Consider the following 12,439-nt stretch of genomic DNA (forward strand, 5'->3'; position numbering starts at 1 on the left):
CACAGGAACGTCTACGGGCGCACAGCAGCCCGCAGTTCGACTTTCCGGATGAAAGCCCGGCTGCGGTGGGCCCCGAGCGCGTACACCCACTGAACCGGCCGCAGGGCGGCGGGACGCGCCGCGCCGAGCATGGCGAAGCGCGTCCCGTCGCCCTCCGGTACGGCGGCCATCCCCCCCACCACGAGTCGCGACTGCATCAGGCACCAGCCGGGAGCCAGCCGCACCTCGAAGGCGCTGCGGCTGCCCAGCGGGCCCACCGCCACCGCGCGCTTGCGATCGGCGTCGCCGGGCGGCACGCGGAACTCACGCAACAGAGGCACAAGATGTGGCAGCTCGCCTGCCAGATCCGAGGCGACCGCCCATACCTTGTCGTACGGCAGCTCCAGGCACTCCTCCGCGTACAACGTGGTGTGCAGGCCCGCGGCCAGCAGCCGCAGCCGGGTCACGGCGTCAACGCTCATTGCTGCCATGCCTTCCGGAACGCCGAACGGGCGCGGTGCAGCCGGGACTTGACCGTGCCCGGCGCAATACCGAGTATTTCGGCCGCAGTTCGTTCATCAAGGTCCTCCAGCTCACGCAGGACGAGCACGGCGCGATGATGTACGGGCATCCGAGCAAGCACGTCCCGTACCTGTGCCGACAGTTCGCCGTCACCGAGGCCGACGAGACCCCGCAAGCGGGCGACTTCGTCGGGATCGACGGCCCGCTCGGCAGCGGTTCGCCGCGCCACCCGCACCGCCTCGCGCACGGTGACGGTGCGTACCCAGCCGTAGAACGCCTGCGGATCGCGCAGTCGCCGCATCCCGACGAAGACCGCGGTGAGCGCCTCCTGGACCGCATCCTCACTGTCCGACAGCGCGATCGGCCGGCACAGCCGGTTCACATACGGCGTCACCGCCGTCAGCACCTCGTCCATCGCCAGCGCGTCGCCTGCCCGCGCCGCCCGCACCAGCGCGGCCACGGCCTCCCACGGCGGCTGAGGTACTCCTGCTGAGCCGTCCATCACCGCGGACACTACAGCTTCGAGGATGAACGCAGGACACGTGGACGTCCGCGCCGGCAGGACTTCCGAAGGCGGCGACGGCGATGAGCCAGGCCGCTCACACGCCTTCGCATCCACCCACCATCCAGCCTCACTTGGCGCGTTGTCCGACACGGAGGACGCTCAGGTAACGGCGTGATGCTCGGTCGCCCATTCGCGTGCGGATGCGCTCGGCGATGGCGTCGAGCAGGGGCTCACGGACGTCGCGGTCGAGCCTCCGGTACAGCGACAGCGAACGAAGGTGATCGGCAAAGCCGTTCCCGTCGAACCACTGAACGGTGGGATACCAGCGCACGGTCGTCGGGCCGAACTGTCCTCCGGGATCGTCGACCAGGCCCCAGCCCTCGTCGGTGGCGCGCACATCGTCCTCCAGCGGAGGATGCCCCCAGGCGGGGTTCCCAGGGCAGAACTGCTCGTGGAGATCGGCGGTCTCGGCGTAGACCTCCGGCTCTCCCGGTCGGCGGACAACGACGTTGCCGAGCAGCGCCGCCCAGCCTGCGGGACGGAGCACGTCGTGCGCTCGCTGCCAGCCAATCGACGGGTCGACCCAGTGCCAGGACGACGCCGCCACGAGTACGTCGAAGTGCCGACCGCGGTCGTCCCACTCCTCAAACGTCGACGCCTCGACTTCGACGTTGCGGAAGGCGGCGAGCCGCCGGCGAGCGAGTGCGGCCATGTCTGCGCCCGGCTCGATGGCGGTCACCGCGCATCCGAGCGCTGCCAGCGAGCGCGTCGCCTGACCGGTACCGCAGCCCACCTCCACCACCGACGACCCTTCGTCCGTGCCCGTGATGGCGCCAAGGTCCGCGAACAGCTCGTCGGGGTATCCCGGGCGGACACGGTCGTAGAGCTCCGGCACCTCGTTGAACACTCGGCCGAGGTCGTGTCGATTCAGGGGCATCTTCGGATCGTCGGTCACGAACGCACAAGCTATGGGGCTCGACCACGAAGACGCCACTGGGTTCTCCGGCGGCAGCTGACGCGCCGACGACGGCAGTTCTGACGCCGGCGGTTCTGACACCGATAGCTCGGAGAAACTTGCGTCAGATGCTCGCTCCTTCGACTTGACCCGGCCCAACTCCGCCGGCTCGATCAGGGTCACGTGCGGCATGCGGCCGTGGACCTTCGCATTCCCACGGCGCGCGGTGATCGATGAACCTCAACCAGGATCGAGAACAAGTTCAACGAAGCGCGCATCAAACGCCCTTCAGAACACGATCGAGTGCCGCCCGGCCCGCAGGTCCCCAGTTCGGCTTGCCGCCGGGAAGGCCCCGATCTCCGTTCTGCCCCATGAGCATCAGGAAGAGGCTCTTCATCGCGGCCAGCCCGCGGGCGCGCCGGATCGCTGCCTCGTCGGCATGCGCGTACCTGTCGAAGAACCGTGAGGCCGTGCCCGCGGGTAGCAGCACCCATGCGGCGGCGAGGTCCCACGCCGGGTCGCCGGCGAACATGTCGCCGAAGTCGACGATGCCCGAGAGCGTTCCGTCCGAGACGACGACGTTCGCGGGATGGAGGTCGCCATGAACCCATACCGGCGGGCCCTCCCACGCGTCGGCTGCAGCGGCGTCGTCCCAGACGGCCCGGACCTCGGCAGCGATGTCGTCGGGGGCAACGGCCCGGAAGAAGTTCTCGAAGCCGTCCGTGCAGTTCCTGGGATGCGCACCGCGGTCCCTGGCGATCGGCGCCTCGGCGGGCGCCTCCACGTGGAGCGCCCGGAGGAAGCCCGCCAACGTGTCGGACGCGTGAGCGCCGCGGCTGATCGAGCTGTGGTCCAGCGGCTCGCCGGGAACCCACGTCATCACGGTCCAGTGCTTGGGGAAGCGCTCGGACGGTTCACCGAACCGCACGGGGAGCGGCACCGGGAGCGGCAGGCGCGGAGCCAGCACGGGGAGCCACCGCCGCTCCTTGAGCTGGAGCTCCGGGGTCGGGTCCATGCGCTGCATACGCACGGCCAACTCGTCCCCGAGACGCCACATTTGGTTGCCCCAGCCTCCCGCCACCTCGCGGATGGCCAGCCCTGCAAGGTCTGGATGTTGCTCCAGCAGCAGGTCGCGCACCAGGTCTGCGGTGATCTCGATCTCGGTGTCGGTCATGCGAAGTCACAGTACCGAGCGGCAGAGGGGGGGCGGCTCTCGCCCTCCGGAACAAATGGCTGCGATGCCTCTGGCATCACCGATCCGGCCTGGATCACTTCTTCACGGAGTACGAATGCGCGCCAGCTCCGGCCAGGGCGCCACCGTCCACGATCAGGTATTCGTCGCGGATCGGCCGACCGGCCAGCCATGACTCCAGGATCTCCCGCGTGCCCGCCGCATAGCGGGCCTGAGCGGACAGCGACGACCCGGAGATGTGCGGGGTCATGCCGTGGTGCGGCATGGACCGCCAGGGGTGATCGGCGGGGGCGGGTGGCGGAACGCCGCCAGGCCCGCGGCCACACCGGCCCCAACTGGCTCTTCTTCGGCCAGCAATGCCCTATCAGGCATCCGGCCACCTCGACCTCGCCTTCGCAGACGGGGGCCGTGCGTGCGCATGCGGTCCTGGACGTAGATCTCGTTGTGCTGGTCGCGGGAGAGCGATGGCTCCAGGACGGCGCCCACTGCTACGGGCGCATGGCCAAAGACGTCGACCAAGACGTAAGGAGATCATCGCCACCCACGGCAACATGGACGCCGGGGTATTGTCCGGACCTTCTGTTACGTCTCCGCAGGCGAGAAGGGCCTTCCTCAGCGTGGCGGCACCTGACGTTCTCGGGGGACGCCTGGGGGAAGGAGCGTCTCCGGATGACCGCCTGCCCGAGTCGCGTCAGCCAGGCGCTCGGGGCGCGGTTGAAGTCTCAGGGTTTGTCGGGGCTGATCGCCTTGGCTACCTCGCTCAGGTCGTTGTTCAACTGGTGATCGCGCCCGGGCAGCCGGTGCACCTGCGCCTGCGCAATCACGCCGGCGTAGAGGTCGGCATGCGCCGGCAGGGCGGTCTCGTCCTCGAGCCCGTGGAACACATGCACCCGCACGCCGGGCGGCAGCCTCGCGCCGAGGTCGCCGGACAGCTCGAACTCCTCGCCCGGCCAGCCGCCTTGGCCGACGAAGGGGGCGGCGATCAGCACGATCGCCGCAAGCCTGCACGCCGGCGGCTGCTCGGCGAGTGTCTGGATGAGGATCGTCCCGCCCACCGAATGGCCGGCCAGGACCGCGCCGTCGTCCAGATCCGCCATCTCGCGCCGGATTGCCGGGCTCCACCGGGTGTAACTCGGGTCGCCCTCGTCGGGCATACGCGGGTAACGGACCTCATACTTCTCCCCGAGCTCCCGGCTCAGGCTGTCGACCAGCTTGTCGTCCCATTCGTCGTGCGCGCCCGCGCCGCCGCCCTGGATGAACAAGATCTGCTGAATCCCCGTCATGGCGATCGTCCTTCGCACCCGCGTAACGACCCTGTCTGCTACCCGCTGCCGGCCGGCGTCACCCCCGGCGAACAGGGATACGGCCGGTCGAGCTTCACGACAGCCTCGCCACGTCCAGCCCAGGAACCCAGTCAACACCTACGCGGATATCCAAGGGACCGGATTCGGGGGCGAGTCTGGTGTGGGTCATCGGGAATCTCACACCGAACGCGAAGTCGTCAGCGCCCGCGAGCCCATGAAATCGGGTCCGTACATAGCCCACGAGGCTGCGTACAGGAGTGAGTGTCCTGTCTCGGTGAAGGCTGGGACAGTCTCCGGCTTCTCTGGCCCCGGGCCAGCAGGGATTGCTGGTCATAAGGTGCTCACGCTGCACGGTAGGAGGGATTGGAGCCGGCCGACGCCACTGGCGCTGATGGTGCCGTACGACCGCGCCCTCGACATCGTTGTCGAAGACGCGGCCTGCAGAGGTCGCGGCCTACGGAATGCGGCAAGCCCCGAGGGAACAGCGCGCGCCCAAGTGTGCGGTCGCCTTACGGCGTGTAGACGGCGTCACTGCCGTACAACTCCCGGGTGAACGCGGAGACATCGGAGCTGCGATCGGCGCCGTCGAGGTTGTACGTCAGGTAGACGCCGTACCCTTCGCTGACGGTGCGGCGGGCGAGGTCGGCTGCCGTGCTCTGCGAGGTCCGGCCGATCTCGACGGCCGCCGGCGACAGCTTCGCCTTGGGCAGTGCGATGCCGGGGACCTGCCAGGTGCCGTAGTACGGGTTCCAGGCGTAGTCGAACTTGGACGAGACGTCGACGCCGCCGTAGGAGAGGCGGGAGGCGGCCGGGCCGATGTTGTACAGGCTGATGATCTTGTCCGGCATGTTCGCGCGCAGCGCCGTCACCAGCTGCACGAACGAACTGTCGTTGGGCTGGCCGGTGCCGTTGTTGCCGTACTCGGCGTACTCGTCGTCGAAGTCGACACCATCGAGTCCGTATGTGGCCACGGTGTCCGACAGTTGGGTGGCGAACGCAGAAGCCGCCTGCTGGGACGGGAAGTTGGCGAAGCCGGCGCCCTGATGGTTGCCGAGCACGGACAGGACGACCTTGATGCCCTTCTGCTGCAACGGCCGTATCTCCGTGGCGGCGTTGTCGAGGACGCGCTGCACGTTCTCGTTGAAGTACAGGTACGCCGCCTTCGTACCCGTGTCGTAGTTGATGTTCGCTGCGAAGATCACGGCGACGTCGAAGACGTTGCCGCCGCCGTTGGCGAGGGTGTACTTGCCGACGTTCTGCATGCTGTTGTTGTTCACCTCGATGTACGCCACCGAGGTCGGCCCCTGTTTCGCAGGAGCGGGTGCCGCTGCCGCGCCGGTCGTCGCGGTCGTACCGAAAGCGAGGGCCGCGACGGCCGAGAGCGCGCACGCGGCCGTCCGCACTCTGCTCCGTACCAGAGTTAACATCGTTGATCGGTCTCCCATCGCATGGGTCGGCGCCCGACCTGTTTCGAAAGCGCCGAGTGAGCCCTCCGAGTTTTCCGCTCCCGTGACCGAATCCCGAGAACCGTGCGCGAACTCTTCACGACTCCCACCAACGGCGCGCCGCGAGCCGGTCCTTGGGCAGACGGGCGCGCTCGCCGGCCCCTGCGGTGCGTCTCAACATCTAAGCGGCAACATGCTCGCCGGGCAGCACGGTGTGCCGAGTATGGGCCCCACGGCCGCCGTAGCCACCCATCCTCGACCACGCACCAGGCCAGACGCAGTCTGCTGGTCGGCGTCAGCGGGCGTTACGGTGGCAGATGAGGGCCTCCTGGGCTCGGCGGAGGACGTCGCAATCCCCACCGAAACCAGAAGGCCCTCGCCCATGCAAGGTCTCCGCGCCGTCACCAACGTGCCCGAACAGCACAGCAGGCGCCTACTCACGCCAGTTGCTGCGGCCATGCCCGTCGAACGCCGTCCAGCCGGACGCGATGGTCCTCGATCCAACCCTCGGCCGGCTCAAGCAGGACCTGCGCAGTCGTCATGGCCCCCTGACGGTCTGCGACAGAGACGCGGACCTGTCCTGGGTGCAAGTCCGGCGAAGCAACTTCAACGTGCAACTCGGTCGCTCGTTTGTCCTTCCTCCAAGAGGCGTTCTCGCCTCGGGTGAGCGCGTCCAGGACCGCCTCCCACACCGTGAGGTCCTGCGGGAAGATCCAGGTCCGCTGGGTCCCTTTGAGGGACTTGGTGTCCACGACGAACTCACCCACCAGCACCTGCGCGTCTCCTACGGCATCGCGGACCGTCGACCGGCCAGTCACGGGCCCTCTTCCATGTCTGCTCCAGCCCCCTAGACGTGCGCCGGCACTTTAGCCCACCGCCCCGGGACTGCCTCAGCACAGTTTGACGGGTTGTCAGACAGTCCCGTAGCCGGCCGGGGTGAACACATCGCTGCAGTCGTATCCCGATGACATCGGGTTGCCCTTGAAGACGTTGCCGCACTACCGGTGGATGAGGCCCAGCACGTGGGCCGCGCGCTCCGCGTCGAGGCGGCCGTCCCGCAGCAGCGCGGCCACCAACCGCTGATCCGTGTGGCTCAGTACGGAATCCGCCGATACACGTGCCATGAAGGCAAGTTTCGCCCATTCACTCGCCGCGCTGAGCCCATCTCGCGGCCCTCGCCCCCAGCATGGATGGCATCCACTTCGCCCCTTCCCTGACGCGCGCCAGCGTCGGCGGACTCGCGCTACGGGAGGAGCACCCGATGATCCTCGACCCGCATCTGGTTCCCCGGCCTGATCGACTGACCGTCGGTACCTCCAGAGCCGCCAACGGCGGCCCTGGAGGGGCCTGTCGGATTCGCACTCACACAGGAGTCAGGATGAAGATCTCTCGGCTGGCCCCAGCAACCACTGCAACCATTGTCGTTGCCACCATTGCTGCTACGCCGGCAGTCGCCGCGGTGAACCAGTACCAGGACCGCATCGCGGCGGTCACCCCCGCCAACTGGCACACCGACGACGTACTGGCCGCCACTCCGGCGAACTTCCACAACGACGGCACTACGGCCGTCTCACCGTCCAACTGTTTCCCGAACACCCCCGACAACTGGATATGCAACGTCTGAAACCGGCACTGAAGGCGTTGCGTACAGCCTTCCTGGTCACCGGCTTGCTTCGCCTCGGGAGCGCGGTGTCAGTCCGGATTCAGAGGCGTCGTCGTTGGTTACAACCATCCCCCGCGTTCACCCCGGTCGACGACGTCGCGCGCCAGCCCGGGCCGCTCCTCACATCACACTAGGCCGCCGGATACGGCAGGCATCAGGGAGAAGCCATGATCCGACGCACCATGTCCCTTACGGCCGCGGCGGGAGCCGCTGCGGCCGTCATCGCGATGGCCGGACCGGCCTCAGCAGCACCCGCCGCAGGAACGCCGGGCCGCATCGGGTATGCCGTAGTCCCGGCACCAGGCTGCCAGATCCTCCAAGAGATCGAAGTGCAGGCAGACGGGCACGAATACATGAGATGGGAGACCAACCCCAGCTCCGCAGGCTGCTCCGTCTCCTTGAGGGACAACGGTGCCGGAAAAGCGAGTTGGACCATACCGGACAGCCGCCACTACGTAAGCACCTGGTACTACGACGGGCCGGGCCACTCTGAGCAAATCTGCGCAGTCTCGACGCGCCGCACCAGACCAGTTACGGGCTGCGGCTCGCTCAACTGAAACATACGCCCGTCAGAGATCCGGTACTGATTCGCGTCTCATGCCCCCTCAGAACGGGGCCGCCGCGCGGCAAGTGAAGTCCTGGGCCAGCAGACCGTGACCTGTTGCCCCGCAACCTTTTGTGAACGCGGGGCAACAGGCCGTCTGGGTACGGCGCCTCGTCAGTGCGGAAGATCCGTCACCCCATAACCCGCTTTCCGTCGCTGTCCCGTTATTAGTTCGAGATGCCGACAACGCCCGGCCAGCGTCTTGGACACCGGCGGGTCCGGTATCGCCGACGTGCCCACGGGTTGAGGGCCCCTGCGAAGACGTCGCGCGCAGAGGGCATCAGATCTCTCGCTCCGGCGGGGAGTACGGACTGGAGCGAAACTCGGCAACCGTTGCGTCGGCGCCCTCGTTCACCCTGACCGGATCTTGGCAATGCCGAAGTCAGCGAGCTTCGGAACTCCGTCCCGTGTGAGCAGCACATTGCTGGGTTTGAGATCCTGCGGCTGGCACAACGCCAGGACCTCTTCCATCGACAACGCCCTCACGGGGCCGTCGCCGCACGCTTCTGCGGGGTAGCTCCGTTCCTCCTTCTCCACACATGCCCTTGACCTACGCCCACGGGAGTACGCGTCATGACGACTCTCGGTGGATGATCTCGGTTCCGGACAGGGGGATGCTGTGGGCAGGGGCGATGAGCGCTGTGTCTTGCTCGCCGCCTCCGCCTCCGCCTCCGCCTCATCCGTGACCGTGCCGGCCGTCTGGGTTGCCGGCCAGTAACAGAACGGGACCTCGCGTGGATGCCGACCCCCAGGCCGGGCCGACCGAACCGGCATCGGCGGATTCCGACGCCGGACCGCGCACACCCCCACTGCGCCGCCCGCGGCCCAGGCGGTGGTTGCGACGCGTGGCGCTGATCTGCTCCGTCCTGCTGATGGTCGTCACCACGGCATCCTTGACCTACAACGCGTTCACCGCAGGTCGTGCCCAGCCCCCCAAAGGGCTGCGCTACGTGCAGGCGGCCGATATCCGCACCCGATACCGGACGTGGGGCACGAGCGGCTCGCCCGTCGTCCTCGTCCATGGTGCCTTCGAGCAGGTCGACACCTGGTCACGCCTCGCACCGCTGCTCGCCCGCGATCACCGGGTCTACGCGCTGGACCTGACGGGAGACGGCTACAGCGAACGCCGCGGCCCCTACACCGTCGATCACTTCACCCGGCAGCTCTTGGGCTTCCTCCAGGCCATGCACCTCGGCGGGCCGGGCGAGCGCCCCCTGCTGGTGGGTCACTCCAGCGGAGCCGCGGTCGTCGCGGACGCGGCCCTGCGCGCTCCGGAACGGATCGGGAGCGTGATGCTGCTCGACGGAGACGCCCTGAACACCGGCGCTGGTCCACCCCCGGTCCTCAAGTACGTGCTGATCGATCCGTACCGCACCAGCCTGCTGCGCCTTGGTCTCGGCGTCGACGGGCTGATCCGCTCCGTGTACGACGCCCAGTGCGGGCCGGCCTGCCCGCCCCTGAACGCCGCGGGTGTGGATCAGTGGCGTCGACCACTGCAGGTTCCCGGCGCCGAGGCCGCACTGTGGAGCATGCTCGGCGAGGGCGTACCCGGCCTCCCCGCCAACCAGGTGGCCCAGCTCGCCGCCCTGCACATCCCCAAGTCAGTCGTGTTCGGCGCCCAGGACGACGTGTTCAGCAAACAGACCCCGCAGCAAACCGCCCGACGCATCGGCGCACCACCCCCCACCCTCATCCCCGGCGCCCGCCACCTGACCATGATCTCCAGCCCTCGACAGGTCGCGGCAGCCGTGGAAGCCGTAGCACGCGTCTCCTGATCGACCGCCTACAGCCGTCCCACACGCCGTTCGGCGCTCAGACTCGATGCGGGTCGCGTCCCCTGTTTCAGCGGCGCCCCACGTACTCGTCGTCGGAGGGATCTGCCCCGTGGAGTTCATGAACCTGCCGGAGCACTGCGCGGGCCATTCTGACGGCGATGGCTCCCTCGCGGGCGGTGTTCTACCGGCGGACCGCCGAGATCAGTCCGCCGGGCCGTTCCTCGCGCTGCGGCGGGGTGCTGATCGGGCGGCCATAGGCGGCAGCGCGCTCGCGCAGGGTGTGGCTGTCGGCCTGCCAGCCGTGCCCGGCCAGCCAGCCCACCGGGTCGTCGGGCATCTCCGAGACCCACATGGACGCCGCCGATCCCGGCGCGGCGTCCGCGGCGAAGCGCTCGATCACGCCGCGCGAGCCCAACGTCAGCCCCATCCGACTGCCGGCCGCCGACTGCGCGCTGATCCGGGCCAGCAGCAGCTCCACCGCGTCCTCGGGCAGATAGATCAGCAGTCCTTCGGCGATCCACGCCGTCGGCTCGGCCGGGTCGTGCCCTGCGGCGGCAAGCGCGCCCGGCCAGTCCTCACGCAGATCCACCGGGACGGTGATCCGCTCGCAGCGTGCGACGGCCCGCTCCTGGCGCAGCACCGAAGCCTTGAAGTCCAGTGGCGCGGCGGTGTCGACCTCGAACAGCCGGGTGCCTTCGGGCCAGTTGATCCGGAAAGCCCGGCTGTCCATGCCGGCGCCGAGCAGCACGACCTGCCGGACCCCGGACGCGGAGGCCTCCTGCAACAGGTCGTCGAGGAACTTCGTCCTGATGACGATGGAGAACGCAACGGCCAGTCGGCGGCGTCGCGCGGCCTCGTCCCCGGGCAGCGGCGGCGAGGAGGGCCACAGGCCGCCGGCGGCGGCGAAGGCCTGTGCCAGTGGGTCGCGGAACAGCGCGCTCTCCCGCTCGGTCTCCAGCGCCCGCACCCTGGCCACCCCCACCGCAGTGGCCCACACTCCCGACGGCTGCACCCGCTCCTGCTCATCAGTCACCGCGCCAGCCTAGATGATCGATTCCAAGGGGCGGGGGCTCTGACGAGTGGAGTGCGGTTCATGCGCGGCCGGCCGGTCATGCGAGACAAGTGAATAGCTGAGGCAGCAGACCCTCGCTGACCTGAGATGCCTCAACTTGGCTGCGGCGAAGTTCCCCTGGGGCGTTCACTCTCGGGTCAGCGTGCTGCCGTCCGCAGGCGAAGAATGCCAGAGCCGCACCCGGCAGGAGGCTTGCTGCATTGCCGAGCCAGAGGAACGACCCACCCTCAGGCCCCCTTCGCCTCATCCATGGCTCGGGGCCGTCCGGGCGACGGTCGCCCGGACGGCCCCGTGAGCGCAGGGCACTCAGCCGTTGGCACCGGCGGGGGCCGTGGTGGTGGTGAACCCCTCCTTCTTGTTGGCGTTGCGGGCGAACTCGTTGGTGAACGTCTTGCCGAGGTCCACCGACGAGGTCACGCTCCCGACCAACTGCTCTGTGGCCAGCGCGGTCTTGGGGCCGCCGGCCGGCATGATGCCGTCCGGCAGGAACTGGCCCTTGTCCTCGGTCAGCGCCTTGACGTAGTCGGCCTTGGTGACCAGTTGGTTCTGCACGAAGGACGCGGGCAGCTTGTCGGCGATGTCGGCCGCGCTGTGCGTGTTGATCCAGTGCATGGTGGCCACGAGCGCGTCGACGACCTTCTGCACCGCCTCCTTGTGCGAGTTCACCCAGTCGGTGCGGGCAAGGACGCTCGCGCCCGGGAACGCGCCGCCCAGCGCGGACTTGGTGCCGTCGGTGGTGGCGAGGTCGATCGCGGAGGTGCCGACGCCCTTCTTCTCCATCGCGGCGACCGTCGGCTGCGTCGTCATGACGCAGTCGGCCTTTCCGTTCTGCAGCGCGGCGACGGCCGTGGAGCCCGCCCCGACCGCGAGCCGGTGGTACTGCCCGGCCTTGACGCCCTTCTTCGCTGCCATGAACTGGGTGAGGGTGTCGGTGCCCGAACCCAGGTCGGTCACGCCGAGGGTCTTGCCCTTGAAGTCGGCGGCCGTTTTCACGCCGCTCTTCGAGGTGCACATCTCCCGCTCACCCGGCGCGCCGGACAACTGGACGATGTCCTCGACCGACTTGCCTTTCGCCTGGAACTCGATCGTGTGGTTGTACCAGGCGCCCGCCATGTCCACCTGGCCGGAGGCCATGGCCTCCTCGGCGCCGACCCCGCCGTTCTGCTCGGTGCTCAGCTCGACCTTGACGCCGTACTTCTTGTAGAAGCCGAGGTTCTGGGCGAGTTGGTAGGGCAGGTAGATCTGCTTGTCGATGCCGCCGACCATGAGCTTGACCGTCGGTGTGCCGCCGGAGCCGCCGGAACCCGATGACACGGAACTTCCGGAGTTGCCGGAACACGCGGTGGCGGCGCCGAGAGCGAGGACGGTGATGATCGATGCGGTGAGGGTTCTCTTGAGCATGGCGGGGCCTGCACCTTTCGGG

At 68.5% G+C, this 12,439-nt stretch carries 12 protein-coding genes and 1 pseudogene; 2 read left to right on the plus strand and 11 right to left on the minus strand.

Annotated elements, in window-relative coordinates:
- Positions 1-11: 11 nt before the first annotated feature.
- The 9 genes and pseudogenes from ACIBN2_RS28425 to ACIBN2_RS28465 form a co-directional block, all read right to left on the minus strand.
- A complete protein-coding gene (locus tag ACIBN2_RS28425; RefSeq protein ID WP_399138450.1) occupies positions 12-461 on the minus strand; it encodes a hypothetical protein in 450 nt (149 codons plus the stop codon).
- Positions 458-961, minus strand: a complete 504-nt coding sequence (locus ACIBN2_RS28430) for an RNA polymerase sigma factor (RefSeq protein ID WP_399138451.1) — start codon at positions 959-961, stop codon at positions 458-460. The genes ACIBN2_RS28425 and ACIBN2_RS28430 overlap by 4 nt, the downstream gene beginning before the upstream one ends.
- Positions 962-1,133: 172 nt before the next feature.
- On the minus strand, positions 1,134-1,961 hold the full coding sequence (locus ACIBN2_RS28435) for a class I SAM-dependent methyltransferase (RefSeq protein ID WP_399138453.1): 828 nt from the start codon (positions 1,959-1,961) through the stop codon (positions 1,134-1,136).
- 277 nt (positions 1,962-2,238) lie between these two features.
- Positions 2,239-3,135 carry a phosphotransferase gene (locus ACIBN2_RS28440; protein WP_399138455.1) on the minus strand — a complete coding sequence of 299 codons (897 nt, stop codon included), beginning with the start codon at positions 3,133-3,135 and terminating at the stop codon, positions 2,239-2,241.
- Positions 3,136-3,229: 94 nt separating this feature from the next.
- Positions 3,230-3,454 (minus strand): annotated as a pseudogene (locus tag ACIBN2_RS28445) (NAD-dependent formate dehydrogenase); the annotation flags it as partial.
- A gap of 421 nt (positions 3,455-3,875) precedes the next feature.
- On the minus strand, positions 3,876-4,436 hold the full coding sequence (locus tag ACIBN2_RS28450) for an alpha/beta fold hydrolase (protein ID WP_399138456.1): 561 nt from the start codon (positions 4,434-4,436) through the stop codon (positions 3,876-3,878).
- Between the two features lie 530 nt (positions 4,437-4,966).
- Positions 4,967-5,884 (minus strand): endo-beta-N-acetylglucosaminidase H, encoded by a 918-nt coding sequence (locus ACIBN2_RS28455; protein ID WP_399138457.1) that lies wholly within the window; start codon positions 5,882-5,884, stop codon positions 4,967-4,969.
- Between the two features lie 455 nt (positions 5,885-6,339).
- Positions 6,340-6,720 carry a DUF5959 family protein gene (locus ACIBN2_RS28460; RefSeq protein WP_399138458.1) on the minus strand — a complete coding sequence of 127 codons (381 nt, stop codon included), beginning with the start codon at positions 6,718-6,720 and terminating at the stop codon, positions 6,340-6,342.
- A gap of 180 nt (positions 6,721-6,900) precedes the next feature.
- Positions 6,901-7,026 (minus strand): hypothetical protein, encoded by a 126-nt coding sequence (locus ACIBN2_RS28465; RefSeq protein WP_399138459.1) that lies wholly within the window; start codon positions 7,024-7,026, stop codon positions 6,901-6,903.
- Positions 7,027-7,361: 335 nt separating this feature from the next.
- On the opposite strand from ACIBN2_RS28465, the gene ACIBN2_RS28470 reads away from it, so the two are divergent.
- Both ACIBN2_RS28470 and ACIBN2_RS28475 read left to right on the plus strand, forming a co-directional pair.
- On the plus strand, positions 7,362-7,526 hold the full coding sequence (locus ACIBN2_RS28470; RefSeq protein WP_399138461.1) for a hypothetical protein: 165 nt from the start codon (positions 7,362-7,364) through the stop codon (positions 7,524-7,526).
- Positions 7,527-9,014: 1,488 nt separating this feature from the next.
- Positions 9,015-9,944 carry an alpha/beta fold hydrolase gene (locus ACIBN2_RS28475; protein WP_399138462.1) on the plus strand — a complete coding sequence of 310 codons (930 nt, stop codon included), beginning with the start codon at positions 9,015-9,017 and terminating at the stop codon, positions 9,942-9,944.
- Between the two features lie 181 nt (positions 9,945-10,125).
- Here the strand turns inward: ACIBN2_RS28475 and ACIBN2_RS28480 are convergent, their stop codons facing one another.
- Both ACIBN2_RS28480 and ACIBN2_RS28485 read right to left on the minus strand, forming a co-directional pair.
- Positions 10,126-10,977, minus strand: a complete 852-nt coding sequence (locus ACIBN2_RS28480) for a class I SAM-dependent methyltransferase (protein ID WP_399138464.1) — start codon at positions 10,975-10,977, stop codon at positions 10,126-10,128.
- Between the two features lie 345 nt (positions 10,978-11,322).
- A complete protein-coding gene (locus tag ACIBN2_RS28485; protein ID WP_399138466.1) occupies positions 11,323-12,417 on the minus strand; it encodes an ABC transporter substrate-binding protein in 1,095 nt (364 codons plus the stop codon).
- Positions 12,418-12,439 lie beyond the last annotated feature (22 nt).

Origin of the sequence: Streptomyces sp. NPDC050534, assembly GCF_044457745.1 — a bacterium.
GTDB lineage: Bacteria > Actinomycetota > Actinomycetes > Streptomycetales > Streptomycetaceae > Streptomyces.